Origin of the sequence: Streptomyces sp. PCS3-D2, assembly GCF_000612545.2 — a bacterium.
GTDB lineage: Bacteria > Actinomycetota > Actinomycetes > Streptomycetales > Streptomycetaceae > Streptomyces.
Genome location: NZ_CP097800.1, coordinates 2,177,490 through 2,194,206, shown reverse-complemented (window position 1 = coordinate 2,194,206; position 16,717 = coordinate 2,177,490). Strand labels below are relative to the sequence as shown.

Annotated in this window: 15 protein-coding genes; 5 read left to right on the top strand and 10 right to left on the bottom strand. The window is 71.4% G+C overall.

The window, feature by feature from the left end; translation table 11 throughout:
• Positions 1-84: 84 nt before the first annotated feature.
• The 3 genes from AW27_RS08820 (at position 85) to AW27_RS08810 (ending at position 3,961) form a co-directional block, all read left to right on the top strand.
• Positions 85-1,185 carry a thiamine ABC transporter substrate-binding protein gene (locus AW27_RS08820; RefSeq protein WP_037928393.1) on the top strand — a complete coding sequence of 367 codons (1,101 nt, stop codon included), beginning with the start codon at positions 85-87 and terminating at the stop codon, positions 1,183-1,185.
• Positions 1,186-1,301: 116 nt separating this feature from the next.
• On the top strand, positions 1,302-2,918 hold the full coding sequence (locus AW27_RS08815; RefSeq protein WP_037928395.1) for an ABC transporter permease: 1,617 nt from the start codon (positions 1,302-1,304) through the stop codon (positions 2,916-2,918).
• Positions 2,918-3,961 carry an ABC transporter ATP-binding protein gene (locus AW27_RS08810; protein ID WP_172671401.1) on the top strand — a complete coding sequence of 348 codons (1,044 nt, stop codon included), beginning with the start codon at positions 2,918-2,920 and terminating at the stop codon, positions 3,959-3,961. The genes AW27_RS08815 and AW27_RS08810 overlap by 1 nt, the downstream gene beginning before the upstream one ends.
• Before the next feature lie 7 nt (positions 3,962-3,968).
• Here the strand turns inward: AW27_RS08810 and AW27_RS08805 are convergent, their stop codons facing one another.
• From AW27_RS08805 to AW27_RS08760, 10 genes are all read right to left on the bottom strand, one after another.
• Entirely contained in the window at positions 3,969-5,225 is a 1,257-nt protein-coding gene (locus tag AW27_RS08805) for a cytochrome P450 (protein WP_037928398.1), read from the bottom strand.
• A gap of 38 nt (positions 5,226-5,263) precedes the next feature.
• Complete coding sequence (locus AW27_RS08800; protein WP_037928401.1) at positions 5,264-6,667, bottom strand: NAD(P)/FAD-dependent oxidoreductase; 1,404 nt, start codon at positions 6,665-6,667, stop codon at positions 5,264-5,266.
• Positions 6,664-6,924, bottom strand: coding sequence for a ferredoxin (locus tag AW27_RS08795; RefSeq protein WP_052031269.1), 261 nt, complete (start codon positions 6,922-6,924; stop codon positions 6,664-6,666). Before AW27_RS08795 ends, AW27_RS08800 begins: the two co-directional genes overlap by 4 nt.
• A 111-nt stretch (positions 6,925-7,035) precedes the next feature.
• Positions 7,036-7,686, bottom strand: coding sequence for a hypothetical protein (locus AW27_RS08790; RefSeq protein ID WP_037928404.1), 651 nt, complete (start codon positions 7,684-7,686; stop codon positions 7,036-7,038).
• A 106-nt stretch (positions 7,687-7,792) separates the two neighbouring features.
• Positions 7,793-8,704 carry a DMT family protein gene (locus AW27_RS08785; RefSeq protein ID WP_037928409.1) on the bottom strand — a complete coding sequence of 304 codons (912 nt, stop codon included), beginning with the start codon at positions 8,702-8,704 and terminating at the stop codon, positions 7,793-7,795.
• Between the two features lie 80 nt (positions 8,705-8,784).
• Entirely contained in the window at positions 8,785-9,876 is a 1,092-nt protein-coding gene (locus AW27_RS08780; protein ID WP_037928410.1) for an LOG family protein, read from the bottom strand.
• Positions 9,877-9,902: 26 nt separating this feature from the next.
• Positions 9,903-10,976, bottom strand: a complete 1,074-nt coding sequence (locus tag AW27_RS08775; RefSeq protein WP_037928415.1) for a hypothetical protein — start codon at positions 10,974-10,976, stop codon at positions 9,903-9,905.
• The gene (locus AW27_RS08770; RefSeq protein WP_037928417.1) at positions 10,958-11,713 is read right to left on the bottom strand and encodes an ABC transporter ATP-binding protein; all 756 of its coding nucleotides are present in this window, start codon (positions 11,711-11,713) and stop codon (positions 10,958-10,960) included. Before AW27_RS08770 ends, AW27_RS08775 begins: the two co-directional genes overlap by 19 nt.
• A 208-nt stretch (positions 11,714-11,921) precedes the next feature.
• On the bottom strand, positions 11,922-13,301 hold the full coding sequence (locus AW27_RS08765; protein WP_172671402.1) for an aspartate aminotransferase family protein: 1,380 nt from the start codon (positions 13,299-13,301) through the stop codon (positions 11,922-11,924).
• Complete coding sequence (locus tag AW27_RS08760) at positions 13,286-13,789, bottom strand: Lrp/AsnC family transcriptional regulator (RefSeq protein WP_007266859.1); 504 nt, start codon at positions 13,787-13,789, stop codon at positions 13,286-13,288. The genes AW27_RS08765 and AW27_RS08760 overlap by 16 nt, the downstream gene beginning before the upstream one ends.
• A 169-nt stretch (positions 13,790-13,958) precedes the next feature.
• On the opposite strand from AW27_RS08760, the gene AW27_RS08755 reads away from it, so the two are divergent.
• Both AW27_RS08755 and AW27_RS08750 read left to right on the top strand, forming a co-directional pair.
• Positions 13,959-15,398, top strand: coding sequence for a gamma-aminobutyraldehyde dehydrogenase (locus AW27_RS08755; protein WP_037928423.1), 1,440 nt, complete (start codon positions 13,959-13,961; stop codon positions 15,396-15,398).
• A 93-nt stretch (positions 15,399-15,491) separates the two neighbouring features.
• Positions 15,492-16,670 (top strand): polyamine ABC transporter substrate-binding protein, encoded by a 1,179-nt coding sequence (locus AW27_RS08750; protein WP_037928427.1) that lies wholly within the window; start codon positions 15,492-15,494, stop codon positions 16,668-16,670.
• Positions 16,671-16,717 lie beyond the last annotated feature (47 nt).

Below are 16,717 nucleotides of genomic sequence, written 5' to 3'. Positions count from 1 at the left end.
CTGTTGCGCCCTGCCCGGCGTCCGCTCCCACAGAGCGCCGGGCAGGGCCGCGTCTTCTCCTGGTCATCCCAGGAGGAATCACCAGTGAGCACCACCAGGAAGATCGCGGGCGCTGCGCTCGCGGCCGCGCTGGGCGTCACCACGCTCAGCGCCTGCGGCGGCGGCGACGCCAAGGACAAGGTCGCGGGCACCAGCGACGCCCCGAAGTCCAAGACCGTCACGCTCGTCTCCCACGACTCCTTCAACGTGACCGAGTCGGTCCTCAAGGAGTTCGAGCAGCAGAGCGGTTACACCGTCAAGGTGCTGAAGTCCGGTGACGCCGGCGCCGCCCTGAACCAGGAGATCCTCACCAAGGGCTCCCCCCGCGGCGACGTCTTCTTCGGCGTCGACAACACCCTGCTCTCGCGTGCCCTCGACAACGGCATCTTCACCCCGTACGAGGCCAAGGGCCTGGCCGACGTGAAGCCCGAGTACGTGCTCGACAGCGAGCACCGGGTCACCCCGGTCGACACCGGCGACATCTGCGTCAACTACGACAAGGCCTACTTCGCCGACAAGAAGATCGCCCCGCCGCAGACGCTCGACGACCTGACCAAGCCCGAGTACAAGAACCTGCTGGTGGTCGAAAACGCCGCGACGTCCTCTCCCGGCCTCGGATTCATGCTCGCCTCCGTCGGCAAGTACGGCGAGGAGGGCTGGCAGGACTACTGGAGCAAGCTGAAGGCCAACGGCGTCGAGGTCGTCGACGGCTGGGAGCAGGCCTACAACGAGCGCTTCTCCGGATCCGCGGGCGGTAAGAAGGCCAAGGGCGACCGCCCCCTGGTCGTCTCCTACGCCTCCAGCCCGCCGGTCGAGGTGCTGTACGGCGAGCCGCAGCCGGCCGAGGCCCCCACAGGCGTCGCCACCGGCACCTGCTTCCGCCAGACCGAGTTCGCGGGCCTGCTCAAGGGCGCGAAGAACGAGGAGGGCGGCAAGGCCCTCGTGGACTTCCTGATCAGCAAGAAGTTCCAGGAGGACATGCCGCTCCAGATGTTCGTGAACCCCGTGACCAAGGACGCCGCGCTGCCGGAGCTGTTCACCAAGCACGGCGTGGTGGTCGACAAGCCGGAGAACGTGGCACCGGAGACCATCGCCAAGAACCGTGAGCAGTGGGTCAAGGCATGGACCGCACTGGTCGTGAAGTAGCCGCCACGAAGGAGCCGGGAGCGGCGTCGGCCGACGCCGCCGCCCCGGTCCCCGGACCGGGGCGGGCACCCGGGCGGGGCGGGAGCGGGCGGGCCACCGCCGTCCGCCTCGCCCTGATGGCCGCCCCCCTCGCCTTCTTCGGGCTGTTCTTCGCCTACCCCGTCGCGGCGATCGTCGGCCGCGGCCTCAAGACCGACACCGGATGGCAGTTCGGCCGGATCGGCGAGGTCCTGTCCCGGCCCGACATCGCCGGCGTGCTCTGGTTCACCACCTGGCAGGCGTTCGCCTCCACCGCGCTCACCTTGCTGATCGCGCTCCCCGGCGCGTACGCCTTCGCACGCCTTGAGTTCCCCGGCAAACAGCTGCTGCGGGCGGTGGTGACCGTGCCGTTCGTGCTCCCGACCGTGGTCGTGGGCACCGCCTTCCTCGCTCTGCTCGGGCGCGGCGGCATGCTGGAGGAGCTGGCGGGCGTCCGGCTCGACACCACCGTCTGGGCGATCCTGCTCGCCCACGTCTTCTTCAACTACGCCGTCGTCGTCCGTACCGTCGGCGGCCTGTGGGCCCAGCTCGATCCGCGCCAGGAGGAGGCCGCCCGGGTGCTGGGCGCCGGCCGGTTCGCCGCCTGGCGGCGGGTGACGCTGCCCGCGCTCGCCCCGGCCGTGGCTGCGGCCTCCCTGATGGTGTTCCTCTTCACCTTCAGCTCCTTCGGCGTCGTGCTGATCCTGGGCGGACCCGCCTACTCCACCCTGGAGGTGGAGGTCTACCGGCAGACCGCGCAGCTGCTGGACCTGCCGACGGCGGCCGTGCTGACGATGGTGCAGTTCGCCGCCATCGGCGCGATCCTCGCCCTGCACGCCTGGACGGTGCGTCGGCGCGAGACCGCACTGCGCCTGGTCGACCCGGGCCGTACCGCGCACCGGCCGCACGGTGGGGCGCAGCACACCCTCCTGGGCGGGGTCCTGCTCACCATCGGGCTGCTGATCGTGGCGCCGCTGGCCGTGCTCGTCGAGCGGTCCTTCGACACCCCCGGTGGCTACGGCCTCGGCTTCTACCGGGCCCTGCAGGACGCCGGCGCCGGCGGCGGCACCTTCCTGGTACCGCCGCTGGAGGCGATCTGGAACTCCCTGCAGTACGCGCTCGCCGCCACCGCGGTCGCCCTGGTCGTCGGGGGACTCGCGGCCGCGGCCCTGACCAGGCGCGGCGGCCGCTTCGTACGCGGCTTCGACGCGATGCTGATGCTCCCGCTGGGGGTGTCCGCCGTGACGGTCGGCTTCGGCTTCCTGATCACCCTGGACGAGCCGCCGCTGGATCTGCGGACCTCGTGGATCCTGGTGCCGCTGGCCCAGGCCCTGGTCGGCGTGCCCTTCGTCGTACGGACCATGCTGCCGGTACTGCGCGCGGTGGACGGACGGCTGCGGGAGGCCGCCGCCGTGCTGGGCGCGTCACCGCTGCGCGCCTGGCGGGAGGTGGACCTGCCGCTGGTGCGGCGGGCGCTGCTGATCGCGGCCGGGTTCGCCTTCGCCGTGTCGCTGGGGGAGTTCGGCGCGACCGTCTTCATCGCGCGGCCGGACCGGCCGACGCTGCCGGTGGCCGTGGCGCGGCTGCTGGGACGGGCCGGCGAACTGAACTACGGGCAGGCGATGGCCCTGAGCACCATCCTGATGCTGGTGTGCGCGGTCTCCCTGCTGGCGCTGGAGCGGCTGCGCCCCGACAAGACCTCCGGAGAGTTCTGATGACCCTGCTTCAGCTGGAAGGGGTGTCGGTCCGCTTCGGCGAGCGCGCGGTCGTCGACACCGTGGACTTGACGGTGGACGAGCACGAGACCGTGTGCGTGCTGGGTCCGAGCGGCAGCGGGAAGTCCACACTGCTGCGGGTGGTGGCCGGGCTCCAGCAGGTGTCCGGGGGACGCGTGCTGCTGGACGGGGCCGACCAGGCCGCCGTACCCGTGCACCGGCGCGGCGTGGGCCTGATGTTCCAGGACCACCAGCTCTTCCCGCACCGCGATGTCGGCGCGAACGTCTCCTTCGGCCTGCGGATGCGCGGCGGCGGCCGTGCCGGGGGCCGCCGGACGTACCCCGACCGGGTCGCCGAACTGCTCGAACTGGTGGGGCTCCCCGGGGCACAGGGCCGCGCCGTGGCCTCCTTGTCCGGGGGAGAGCAGCAGCGGGTGGCGCTGGCCCGGGCCCTGGCGCCCTCGCCGCGGCTGTTGATGCTCGACGAACCGCTCGGCCAGCTGGACCGGGGGCTGCGGGAGCGGCTCGTGGTCGAGCTGCGGGGGCTGTTCTCACGGCTGGGCACGACGGTCCTGGCCGTCACGCACGACCAGGGGGAGGCCTTCGCGCTGGCCGACCGGGTGGTGGTGATGCGGGATGGCCGGATCGCTCAGGCCGGAACGCCGCTTGAGGTGTGGCAGCGGCCCGCCTCGGAGTTCGTGGCACGCTTCCTGGGCTTCGAGAACGTGGTCGCGGCGACGGTGACGGGCGCGGTCGCCGCGACCGCGTGGGGCCGGGTCCCGGTCCCGGCCGGCTCCCCCGAAGGGGAACAGCGGCTGCTGGTCCGCCCGGCGGGAGTCGTGCTCCGCGAGGAGGCGGGCCTGAGCTGTGAGGTGGTGTCCCGGACCTTCCGCGGCACGCACGTCGGCCTGCGGCTGCGGCCGGGGAGCGGCCCGGTACTGGAGGCGGAGTGCGGACTGGCGGGGGCCCCGGCCGTCGGCGACCGGGTCGCCGTGGCCTTCACCCCCGCCGAGGTGGTCGTCCTCCCGCCGGGCGATCGGTAGGACGGGCTCAGGCCGCCTTCGGCAGGATGCCGTCGCAGGCGATGGGCAGGTGCCGGGGTCCGCGGAGCACCGCGTTCTGGCGGTACGGGGGCGGGTCCTCCAGCAGCCTGGGGTTGTCCAGTCGGCGGGCCAGCGCGCTCAGTGCCAGCTGCGCCTCCTGCCGGGCCAGCGGGGCGCCGAAGCAGCTGTGGATGCCGCTGCCGAGGCCGAGGTGCTGGTTGTCCTTGCGGTCGGGGTCGAAGCGGTCGGGGTTCTCGAAGCGCTTCGGGTCGCGGTTGCCGGACGCCAGGACCAGCCACAGTGAGGCGCCCTTGGGAATGGAGACCCCCGCGACCTCGATGTCGCAGAGCGTGGAGCGCTGCGGTACGAGCTGCACCGGCGGCTCGTACCGCAGGAGCTCTTCCACGATCGGGACCGACAGGGCGGGGTCCTCGCGCAGCCGCTGCAGGACGTCCGGGTGGCGCAGCAGGGTCAGCATCCCGTTCGTGATCAGGTTGACCGTGGTCTCGTGACCGGCGATCAGCAGCAGCGCGGAGGTGCTGAGCGCCTCCATCGTGGTCATCGCGCCGTCCGGGCCGTCCGAGGTCGCCAGCTGGGACAGCATGTCGTCGCCGGGGTTCTTGCGCCGCTCCTCGATCAGCCCGGCCAGGTACATGCCCAGCTCCATGCGGGTATCCGTCATGCTCTTGGCCCGCTGGCCGGGGTCCCCGTCCGGATCGGGGTCCAGGCTGGCGGCCAGGGTGTCCGCCCAGACGTGGAAGCGCGGTTCGTCCTCGCGCGGGACTCCGAGCAGCCGGCAGATCACCGAAACCGGGAACGGGTACGCGAACTGGTCGACCAGGTCGACCCGGTCCAGCGTCCCGGAGGTGCCGATGCCGTCGATGAGACCGTCCACGAGGCCGTGGAGTTCGGCGCGCATGTCGTGCACCCGGCGCGGGGCGTGCGGCGGCCCGAACGGACGGTTGGTGATCCTCCGCAGGCGGTCGTGGTCCGGCGGGTCGAGCCTGAGGAAGGAGGGCGGCAGGTCCGCCCCCTCCTCGTCGGCCGACTGTCCCAGCGGATCGTCACCGGTGGCCTTCAGGTTGCGTGCGTCCGAGCTGATCCTCGGGTCGTGCAGCAGGCTCCGGATCTCGTAGTAGGTGCTGACCACGTACGGACCGTCCCCATCGTGGGACACCGGGGTCTTGCGGAGCTCTTCGTAGAGCGGATACGGGTCGGCCCGGTTCGCGTAGTCGATGATCTCCCGCAGCAGTGCTTGTGTCATGACGGGTCCTCGTGGTCCTCGGGGCGGTCGCGGCGCGGTCAGCGCCCGGGGGTGAAGGTCATCTTGCGGTCGGCCGGCGAGTAGCCGCTGAGGGTGATGGTCGGTCCGTGGGTCGGCACCGAGGGGTCGGGGAAGTCCGCCGGTACCGGCTTGTTCCCCTCCGGCCTGCGGTCCACCGTGGAGAACGGCGGCGGGAACGGCGCGGTGCTTTCGATCTGGTGCTCGTAGAACGGGAGCCAGCGGCAGTTGTCGAAGGTCACGGCCGCGATCACCCGCCCCTGGTAGCCGTAGACGGCCGCGAACCGGCGCTCGGCGGGCGAGCCCTGCGTGATCATGATCTCGGTGCCCATCGGCGGCACCCCGACCGACTTGATGTTCACGCCGAACTGCGAGGACCAGAAGGCCGGCACCCACAGGTGGGGGCGGCGGTCCGCGCTCACGCTGAGCATGTTGTGCGCGGCGGTGTCGGCCTGTGCGACGGCGTTGCCCCAGTGCTCCAGGGACAGGAACTGGTAGCCGAACAGGGCGTGCGGGGAACGTGCCACGTCTCCCGCCACGTAGATGTCGTCGGTGACGATGCCCCGGACGTCGAAGGCCCGGCAGCCCGCGTCGCAGGCGATGCCCCGGGGGCCGGCGCCCAGTCCGGAACCGGCGAGCCACTCGGTGTTGCGCTGCGCACCGAGGGAGACGACCACCACGTCCGCCTCGACGGTGGCGCCGTCGGACAGGTGGGCGGCGCGGACCCGCCCGGAGGGGTCGCCCTCCAGGGCGGTGACCATGACACCGGTGCGCAGGTCGACCTCGTGCTCGCGGTGCATCTCGGCCGCCACCTCGCCGATCACCCCGCCGAGCGCGCCGACGAGCGGAGCGGAGCCCCGTTCGGCGACGGTCACGTTCAGACCGCGTTCCCGGCAGGCGGAGGCGATCTCGGACCCGGTGAACCCGGCTCCGATGACGACCACCCGGCGTGGGCTGTCGGTGAGGGCGCGCTGCAGTCCCACGGCGTCGTCGCGGGTGCGCAGGACGAAGACCCCGTCGAGGGAGGCTTCCTCCGCGTTGGGCCAGGGCCGGGCGCGCACGCCGGTGGCGATCAGCAGTCGGTCGTACTCGACCTCGTCGCCGTTGCCGAGCCGGACCCGGCGGGCGGCCATGTCCAGGCCCGTCGCGGGCACTCCGAGCCGCCAGTCGGCGTCGATCGCCCGGCGGCGGGGGAGCGTCGTGTGGTCCGCCACCGCGTTGCCCAGCAGGACCTGCTTGGACAGCGGGGGCCGGTCGTAGGGCTCGTGGGGTTCGTCGCCGATCAGCGTGAGCGAACCGGCGAACCCCTTCTCCCGCATGGTCTCGGCGGCCCGGAGCCCCGCGAGCGAAGCGCCGACGATGACGATGCGGCCTTCGCGCTTGAGGTGCTCCAGGGCGCCGTCGTGTGCGCCGGCAGTGGTCACCGCGGGCCTCCGGAGGGAGCGCTGGAACCGGCGGCGTCCGCGGCCGGCATGTTCGCCATGTCCTCGTCCGTGAGTTCGAGGAGGATGGCCTGGACCGGGCACGCGGCCACGGCGCGCAGTACGTCCTCACGCTGCTCGGGCGGTGCCTCCGGGTTGTAGAGGAGCGACTCGTCGCCGTGCATGGCGAAGACGTCCGGAGCGAGGAAGGCGCACTGGGCGTATCCCTGACAGCGGTTCAGGTCGACGACAAGCCTCATGACAGATCCGCCTTTCCCTCGGCTCCTGCGTCCCCGTCGCCCCCGTGCCCTCCCTTTCACCAGCATGCACGTCGGGTCCGTCGGCCGCCTGCCGAGGTGCACAGGCACAGGTCAGGGCGGGTCCGACCGGTCCGTCGGGCCGGCCGGACCCGCGGGTGCGGTGTCGCGGCGGGCGCGCAGGATGTACACGCTGACGATCAGCGCCCAGGCGGGGAACAGCAGCTCGGACCAGGGCACGCCGGAACCCACCACGATCAGGGCCAGCCCGATGACCGTGCCCAGCAGGGTCAGCGGCCGGGGGAAGGCGCCGAGCATCCGCGCGATGGTGGAGGTCGCCAGGACGAAGACGGCCGCGACCCGCATGGCGTAGGTCGCGAGGAGGGTGTAGGCGTAATGGCGGCCGAAGTCGGAGGGCGCCCCCTCGCTGAGCACGGTGCCGGCCGCCGCGGCGGCGGCGAACAGGGTGGCGACGAAGACGAAGCCGCTGCCGAGGAACACGGTGGCGACGAAGCGGTCCTCCGCGTCGCCGGTGTGCGTGCGCAGGGCCCCCATGAACCACAAGAAGAAGATGCCCGCAAAGGGCACGATCTCCAGCGACACCTGCACGGCCCAGCGGTGGTCCGGGGCGATCGTCGCGTCGGGGCCGCCGGAGGGGATGGCGATCCGCATCAAGGCGATCGCCGTCGCCAGCAGCAAGGCGAAGGCGACTCCCGCCATTCCGGCCGCGCGCCGTGTCTTGAACCGGTCGGTCCTGCGTTCCACACGTCCCTCACTCTCTCCCCAGGTCCAGCAAGCGGCAGACGCTGCCGTGCCACCACCGGGGACGGCCGGCCGGGTGACGGCCGGCCGGGAGAGCGGGGACCGGGCGTCAGCCGACCGGCTCCGGCTCCGCCACCGGCACCGGGGCCGGCTCCTCGGCGCCTTCGTGCTTGCCGTACCAGGCCACCGCCACCGCGCCGGTCACGGCCATGACGAAACCGACCACCGCCAGCCAGGCCAGGCCCGGGCGCGAGGCGTCACCGAGCCAGAGCACGCCGATCGCCCCGGGCAGGACCGTCTCGCCCACGACGAGGGCGGCGGTGGCTCCGTTCACCGAGCCGATCTGCAGCGCGACGGTGTGCAGGTACATGCCGCCGACGCCGGCCAGCAGGATGGCGTAGAGGGCCGGGTCGGTGAGGAGGGTGCCGAGGTCGAACGGGTCGACGCCGTCGAGGATGCGGACGCCGACGCCGAGCGCGCCGAATCCCAGCCCCGACAGCAGGCCCGCCAGGATCGCGGCCCCGCCGCCCAACAGGCGGACGGCCACCGTGCCGCCCACCATCAGCAGTGCGGTGATCCCCAGCAGCCACCAGTGCGTGGACATGGGCGCGTGGTGGCCGCCCTCGTGGCCGGCCGCCGTCGCCAGCAGCACCAGCGCGGTGCACACGACACCGATGGAGGCCCATTCCCGGCGGGTCAGCCGGATGCCGAGCATCTTCACGCTCAGGACGGCCGTGATGACCAGGTTGGCACTGATCACGGTCTGGGAGAGGAAGAGCGGAAGGAGGCGGGCGGCCAGGGCACCGAGCCCGAAGCCGACGAAGTCCAGGATGGTTCCGACGATGAACTCCCAGGTCATCGCCGCCTTCGCGGTGGACGAGAGATTCGGGCCGCCGTGGGCGGTCACCCCAGCGGCGGCCGGGGACGTCCGGGCGGCACGGCGCGATCCGACGGCTTGCAGCACGGATCCCGTGCCGTAGCAGATGGATGCCGCGACAGCGGTCAGCAAGCCTATGAGCACCGATGGCTCCGTTCACGTCTGGCAGGTTTTGCGGTACCTCTGCCAGACGTGGGAACGGGCCCGGAAGTTGCCTGTGGAGCTCAGCTCATCGAAGCGAGCACGTCGGGGACCTCGTCCACCGAGTCGACGAGCGCGATCCGCGACTCCATCGCCCGGCCCCGGGCCAGCGCCGTCAGCAGGGGCCAGGCCGGCAGATGCTCTGTCCAGTGGCTGCGGCCGACCAGGACCATCGGTGCCGGCTCGCCGCGGGATCCGTAGTAGTTCGGCGTCGCGGCGTCGAATATCTCCTGGACGGTGCCGGCCGCGCCGGGCAGGAACACCACGCCCGCCGTGGACCGGGCCAGCAGCCCGTCCTCCCGGGTGGCGTTCGCGAAGTACTTGGCGATGTGCGCCGCGAAGGCGTTCGGCGGCTCGTGTCCGTAGAACCAGGTGGGGATGCCCACCGAGTCGCCGCCGCCGGGCCAGCGCTCCCGTACGGAGAAGGCCGCGCGCGCCCAGTCGGACACCGACGGCTCGAAGGACGGAGCCTTGGCCAGCAGTTCCAGGGACTCCGCGAGGGCCTCGTCCGGGGCCGGTGCCAGGTAGGCGCCCAGGTTGGCGGCCTCCATCGCGCCGGGGCCGCCGCCCGTGGCCACGGTCAGCCCGGATCGGGTCAGGGTCCGGCCGAGTTCCGCGGCGTCGCGGTAGTCCGCACTGCCCCGGGACATGGCGTGGCCGCCCATCACACCCACCACACGGGCGGCGGCGAGGTGTTCGTCGAGGGCGTCGGAGACCGCGTCGTCGTGGACGGAGCGCAGCATCGAGGAGAAGACGTCACGGTCGGCCGCGGTCTCCTGGAACCATGCGTACGTCGTGGCGTCCGGGGTCGCCTCGTAGCCGTCCGGCAGCCCCTCGAAGAGCTCCTCCGGCGTGTAGAGCAGGCTCCGGTACGGGTTGAAGGGCAGGTCGGGAACGGGCGGGAAGACCAGGGCGCCGTCCGCGCGCACCTTGGCCGAGGCATCGGGCTCCATCGCGCAGCCCAGGAAGACGGCCGCCGAGGTGTCGGCGGCCAGCAGGGCGAACGTCCGGTCCAGCAGGCTGACCGACTGGATCCGGTAGCCGCTGAGCGAGCCGCCTGCCACGACCTGGTCGAATTCGGCGAGCGTCTCGATCTCGATGTCTGCGTTGACCATTCGGCCCACCCTAAGGGCTGGATCCCTCAGCGGGTCAGCGCCAGCGACGTCAGCTGCGCCACACCCCAGGTGAGCGGTACGCACACGGCCACCAGCGCGGCGGCCCGCAGCCCCGCCGCGGTACGCAGGACCCGTGCGGGGGCTGCCGGATCGGGCGTCGCCCCGCGTCCGGCGGACTCGGTCCGGCGGCTTTCCACGGCGGATGTGAGAAGGGTCGCTGCGGCGCACAGCGCCACCAGGGCGGCGGCCGGCCAGGCCAGCGGACCGAGCGGCACGTGGAGTCCGCCCCGGTCCCGCAGGGTGAGGGCCGTCAGGGCCCCGGCGGCCACGGAGCACAGCACGCCCAGCGGCGGCCCGATACGGGAGGCCTGTCGTTGCAGGGACCGTCCGGCCAGCAGCCGGAGCGCGCCCGGGCGGACGGCCTGGACCAGGCTTCCGCAGGCGTAGGCCAGACCGGGTCCGGCGAGGGCGAGCCCGGCGGCGGTCAGCGTCCAGCCCGCGAGGACCCCGCCGCCGTTCCGGCCGGCGTAGGCCTCGGTGGCGAGCCCGCAGGCGGTGAGCGCGATGCCCCAGGGCAGGGCGGTCTGCGGAGCCAGCTGCCGGTGCGGACGCAGCGCGAGGACGGTGGCGGCCGACGCCGTCAGCGGGACGAGGGCCAGCAGCGTCAGGGCGGACGCGACGGGCAGCGGCTGCTCGGCGTGCAGGAGCAGGGCGCCGGAGCCGTCGAACGGCAGGCCGGAGAGGTCCCCGCGCAGGTGCAGGAAGAGGGCCAGGGCCAGGGCGCTGCCCAGGGCGCAGGCGACGGCCGTGGAGATCGCGGCGGTCAGGGCCAGGCGTACGGGTCCCAGTCCGGCGGCGTCCAGTCCCGCGCGGGGCCGGGTGGCCGGGTCGGCCCGGGCGACGGCGACGGCGAAGTGAACCGTCGCGGCCAGCGGGACCAGCGCCCACAGCAGGCGGGGGAACGATCCGGCGGGCCGGGCCGTGGCTCCGGCGAGTACGTAGAGCAGCAGGAACCCGGTCCCGGCCGAGGCGGTGGCGACGAGCAGCCGCCGCAGCTGGACGAGGGGCCGGGAGCCGCGGGCTAGGCGGAGAGCGAGCACGCTGCCTGGCCCTCCGGAGTGTCGGGGAGCGGGGACGCGGAGGTGTCCACCGTGAGGTGGCCGTCGACCAGGGGCAGACGGCGGTCCGCGACGGCCGCCGTGGCCTCGTCGCCGGTGGCCAGCAGCACGGTGATCCCGTGGGAGCGGGCCGCGGTGGTGAGCGCCCGCAGGAGCAGGGCCCGGTCGGCCCGGTGCAGCGGGGCCGTGGGCTCGTCCGCGTAGATCACCGAGGGCACGTGGACCAGGGCCCGGGCCAGGGCGACCCGCTGGCACTCGGCCCGGGTCAGGGCCGCCGGACGCTTGCGAGCGAGGGCACCGATGTCGAGCCGGTCGAGCCAGGCGCAGGCGGCGTGCTTGGCGCTGCGGTGGGAGGCCCCGGCGAGCAGCAGCGGCAGGGCGGCGTTCTCCCAGATCTTCAGCTCGGGCAACAGCCCCGGTTCGGGACCGAGCCAGCCGAAGCGGTCGCGCCGCAGGCGCTCGCGGGACAGCTCTCCCAGGGTGTGCACGGGGACGCTGTTGAACCAGACCTCGCCCTCGGAGGGGAGCAGCTGCCCGGACAGGCAGCGCAGCAGCGTGGTCTTGCCGCTGCCGCGGGGTCCGGTCAGGGCCACGATCTCGCCCTGGCGGACTCCGAGGGAGACACCGACGAGAGCGGGCGCACCGTCGTGCGCGTAGTGAAGGGACCGAGCCCAGAGCACGTCGTTGTCCGGCGGGGCATTCTCCGGTGGGGCCACCATGGCGTACACCTCCGTCCGAGGGAACGAAACGGAGCCCTTCCGGTCACTGGCGCCGCAATGAGATGTAAAGAGATGAACCGCTTGAATGCTGACAGCACGCGGCCCGGACCCCCGCGTTCTCACTCGAACGGAGGATCCGGGCCGGGTGTTCGGACGGTCGCGCCCCGGGCTGGCCGACGGTCGTGCCCGAGGGCTGTCTAGGGACCGGTCAGAGCTTGGTCCAGGCCTCGGTGAGCACCGAGCGCAGGATGCCCTCGATCTCGTCGAAGGTGCCCTGGTCCGCCGTCAGCGGCGGCGCCAGCTGGATGACCGGGTCGCCGCGGTCGTCGGCCCGGCAGTACAGGCCGTTCTCGAAGAGCGCCTTGGAGAGGAAGCCGTAGAGCACGCGCTCGGTCTCCTCGTCCGTGAAGGACTCCTTCGTGACCTTGTCCTTGACGAGCTCGATGCCGTAGAAGTAGCCGTTGCCGCGGACGTCGCCGACGATCGGCAGGTCGTGCAGCTTCTGCAGCGTCTGCAGGAAGGCGCTCTCGTTGTCCAGCACGTGCTGGTTGAGGCCTTCCTTGTCGAAGATGTCGAGGTTGGCGAGGGCCACGGCGGAGGACACCGGGTGTCCGCCGAAGGTGTAGCCGTGCAGGAAGGTGTTCTCGCCCTTGTAGAACGGCTCGGCGATGCGGTCCGAGACGATGCAGGCGCCGATCGGGGAGTAGCCCGAGGTCATGCCCTTGGCGCAGGTGATCATGTCCGGCACGTAGCCGAACTTGTCGCAGGCGAACATCGTGCCGAGGCGGCCGAAGGCGCAGATCGTCTCGTCGGAGACGAGGAGCACGTCGTACTCGTCGCAGATCTCGCGGACCCGCTGGAAGTAGCCGGGCGGCGGCGGGAAGCAGCCGCCGGCGTTCTGCACCGGCTCCAGGAAGACGGCGGCGACGGTGTCGGCGCCCTCGAAGAGGATCTGCTGCTCGATCTGGTCGGCGCACCAGCGGCCGAAGGCCTCGGGGTCGTCGCCGTAGATCGGGGCGCGGTAGATGTTGGTGTTGGGCACCTTGTGCGCGCCGGGCACCAGCGGCTCGAACGGAGCCTTGAGGGCCGGCAGACCCGTGATCGACAGGGCGCCCTGCGGGGTGCCGTGGTAAGCGACCGCGCGCGAGATGACCTTGTACTTGGTGGGCTTGCCCTGCAGCTTGTAGAACTGCTTGGCGAGCTTCCAGGCGGTCTCGACGGCCTCGCCGCCGCCGGTGGTGAAGAAGACCTTGTTCAGGTCGCCCGGGGCGTAGTCGGCCAGGCGCTCGGCGAGCTCGACGGCCATGGGGTGGGCGTAGGACCACACGGGGAAGAAGGCCAGTTCCTGCGCCTGCTTGTAGGCGACCTCGGCCAGTTCCTTGCGGCCGTGACCGGCGTTGACCACGAACAGGCCGGCGAGACCGTCGAGGTAGCGCTTGCCCTTGTCGTCGAAGATGTAGGTGCCCTCACCACGGACGATGGTCGGGACGGGGGAGTTCTCGTAGGACGACATGCGGGTGAAGTGCATCCACAAGTGGTCGTACGCGGTCTTGGACAGGTCCTGGGTCACGGTTATCGGGTTCCCCACATGTAGGTCTGCTTCTTCAGCTTCAGGTAAACGAAGCTTTCGGTAGACCGCACGCCGGGGAGCGTGCGGATCTTCTTGTTGATCGTTTCCAGCAGGTGGTCGTCGTCCTCGCAGACGATCTCCACCATCAGGTCGAACGAGCCGGCGGTCATCACCACGTACTCGCACTCGGCCATCGCGGTCAGCGCGTCGGCCACCGGGTCGAGGTCGCCCTCGACGTTGATGCCGACCATCGCCTGGCGCCGCAGGCCCACGGTGAGCGGGTCGGTGACGGCGACGATCTGCATGACGCCCTGGTCGAGCAGCTTCTGCACGCGCTGGCGCACGGCCGCCTCGGACAGGCCGACGGCCTTGCCGATCGATGCATAGGGACGGCGACCGTCCTCCTGCAGTTGCTCGATGATCGCCAGGGACACAGCATCGACCGAAGGGGACGGTTGTCTGTTCCTGGAATCTGCGCTTCGACTGACCACGACCTCACTGTGCACGAGGGTCGTCTGTTCCGCAAGACGGAATCGATGAAATTCGTTGTCTGCCGACTCTGATCTCACTGATTTCGTAGGTGGTGGCGTCCGGGTCTGTCGAAAGCCTCCGCCAAGGGGCTAGGCTTTGGTAAACGTCTCAATCGTTGGACATGTGATCAGGAGTGTGGCTGTAGTGACCACCGAACTGCGTCGTCTGCGCAACTACATCGGCGGGGAGTTCAAGGACGCCGCCGACGGGCGGACCACCGAGGTGGTCAACCCGGCCACCGGCGAGGTGTACGCCACCGCCCCGCTCTCGGGCCAGGCCGATGTCGACGCCGCCATGGCCGCGGCCGCGGCCGCGTTTCCCGGCTGGCGCGACACGACCCCCGCCGAGCGCCAGAAGGCCCTGCTGAAGATCGCGGACGCCTTCGAGGCGCGCGCCGACGAGCTGGTCGCCGCCGAGTCGGAGAACACCGGCAAGCCGCTGGGCCTCACGGCCAGCGAGGAGCTGCCGCCGATGGTGGACCAGATCCGCTTCTTCGCGGGTGCGGCCCGTCTGCTGGAGGGTCGCTCGGCCGGCGAGTACATGGACGGGATGACCTCGATCATCCGCCGCGAGCCGGTCGGCGTCTGTGCCCAGGTCGCGCCGTGGAACTACCCGATGATGATGGCCGTGTGGAAGTTCGCCCCGGCCATCGCGGCGGGCAACACGGTCGTGCTCAAGCCGTCCGACACCACTCCGGCGTCCACCGTCCTGATGGCGGAGATCATCGACTCGGTCCTGCCCAAGGGCGTCTTCAACGTCATCTGCGGCGACCGTGAGACCGGTCGGGCCATGGTCGAGCACGCGACCCCGGCGATGGCCTCCATCACCGGATCGGTGCGCGCCGGCATGCAGGTCGCCGAGAGCGCCTCCAAGGACGTCAAGCGCGTCCACCTGGAGCTCGGCGGCAAGGCGCCGGTCGTCGTCTTCGAGGACGCCGACATCCCCAAGGCCGTCGAGGACATCGCGGTCGCCGGTTACTTCAACGCCGGCCAGGACTGCACCGCGGCCACCCGCGTGCTCGTGCACGAGTCGATCCACGACGAGTTCGTGGCCGCGCTGGCCAAGGCCGCCGCTGACACGAAGACCGGCGCGCCGGACGACGAGGACGTGCTGTACGGCCCGCTGAACAACCCGAACCAGCTCCAGCAGGTCGCGGGCTTCATCGAGCGGCTCCCGGCCCACGCCAAGGTCGAGGCGGGCGGCCACCAGGTCGGCGAGAAGGGCTACTTCTACGCCCCGACCGTGGTCTCCGGCCTCAAGCAGGACGACGAGATCATCCAGAACGAGGTCTTCGGCCCCGTCATCACCGTCCAGTCCTTCACGGACGAGTCCCAGGCCCTGGAGTACGCGAACGGCGTCGAGTTCGCCCTCGCCTCCTCCGTGTGGACCAAGGACCACGGCCGCGCGATGCGGATGTCCAAGAACCTCGACTTCGGCTGCGTGTGGATCAACACCCACATTCCGCTGGTCGCCGAGATGCCGCACGGCGGTTTCAAGAAGTCCGGATACGGCAAGGACCTGTCCGCCTACGGCTTCGAGGACTACACCCGCATCAAGCACGTGATGACCTCGCTCGACGGCTGATCGGCAGCATCGATCACAGCAGGGCGTCGAAGGGGCGGGCAGTAGACAACATGTCTATTGCCCGCCCCTTCGGCGTTCGCTGAGGCTGTGCCCATGCCTCGACTCGCCTTCTCCCGCCGTGTCGCGCTCGCCGGAATCGGTGCCGCGGGCCTGTCTGCCGCCCTCGCCGGATGCGGTGTTCCCCCCGCCTACGTGCCCGAGGGAGGGCGCGTAGGCCCCGACCGCTCGGAGAGCGACCGCAGCGTCGCCTTCTCCAACTGGCCGCTCTACATCGACACCGACGAGGAGGACGGGGAGCGCCGCCCCACGCTGGAGGCCTTCTCGGAGCGGACCGGCATCGAGGTCCGCTACACCGAGGAGATCAACGACAACGACGAGTACTTCGGCAAGGTCAGCCCGGCCCTGATGAACCGCCAGGAGACCGGCCGCGACCTGGTCGTGGTCAGCGACTGGATGGCCGCCCGCTTCGTCCGTCTGGGCTGGGCCCAGAAGATGGACCGTTCGGCGCAGCCCAACGTCGTCGGCCACCTCGACCCGCAGCTGCGTTCCCCCGCCTTCGACGAGGGCCGGCTGCACACCGTGCCCTGGCAGTCGGGGATCACCGGCATCGCCTACAACCGCCGTGCTCTGGGGCGGGAGATCAGATCCGTCCAGGACCTGTGGCGCCCCGACCTGGCGGGCAGGGTCACGCTCTTCTCCGGGCTCGACGAATCCTTCGCCCTGCTGATGCAGGGCAACGGGGCCGACATCACGCGCTGGACCGAATCCGACTTCCACCGGGTGTGCGACCACGTGGAGGCTCTGGTGAGGAAGAAGCACATCCGCCGCTTCACCGGCAACGACTACACCTCCGACCTCAGCAAGGGAGACGTCCTGGCCTGTCAGGCGTACTCGGGCGATGCCATCCAACTCCAGGCCGACAACCCGGACATCGCATTCGTCGTCCCCGAGGAGGGCGGTGAGCTCTGGGCCGAGAGCCTCCTCGTGCCCAACCTCGCCCGACACAAGGCCAATGCCGAGGCGCTGGTCGACCACTACTACGACCCGGAGGTGGCCGCGCAGCTCGCCGCTTCCGTCAACTACGTCTGCCCCGTGCCGGCGGCCCGGGACGTCCTGGCCGCTTCCGGCGACCGGGAGACCGCCGAACTCGCCGAGAACCCGCTGATCTTCCCCGACGACGACCTGCGGGCGCGGCTCGCCGTCGCCCGGGACATCTCCTCGGCCGAGCGCCGTTCCCTCGCCCGGCGGTGGAACGCGATCGTCGGACTCTGAGCCGCGGTCGTCACGGTCCTGTCACTGATTGAACGGGTTCAACACAT

Excerpts from the sequence above, each read along its gene's own strand:
- AW27_RS08770 (WP_037928417.1), bottom strand. The coding sequence starts at position 11,713 with ATGGTGGCCCCACCGGAGAATGCCCCGCCGGACAACGACGTGCTCTGG.
- AW27_RS08795 (WP_052031269.1), bottom strand. The coding sequence starts at position 6,924 with ATGAGGCTTGTCGTCGACCTGAACCGCTGTCAGGGATACGCCCAGTGC.
- AW27_RS08810 (WP_172671401.1), top strand. The coding sequence starts at position 2,918 with ATGACCCTGCTTCAGCTGGAAGGGGTGTCGGTCCGCTTCGGCGAGCGC.
- AW27_RS08805 (WP_037928398.1), bottom strand. The coding sequence starts at position 5,225 with ATGACACAAGCACTGCTGCGGGAGATCATCGACTACGCGAACCGGGCC.
- AW27_RS08750 (WP_037928427.1), top strand. The coding sequence starts at position 15,492 with ATGCCTCGACTCGCCTTCTCCCGCCGTGTCGCGCTCGCCGGAATCGGT.
- AW27_RS08815 (WP_037928395.1), top strand. The coding sequence starts at position 1,302 with ATGGCCGCCCCCCTCGCCTTCTTCGGGCTGTTCTTCGCCTACCCCGTC.
- AW27_RS08780 (WP_037928410.1), bottom strand. The coding sequence starts at position 9,876 with ATGGTCAACGCAGACATCGAGATCGAGACGCTCGCCGAATTCGACCAG.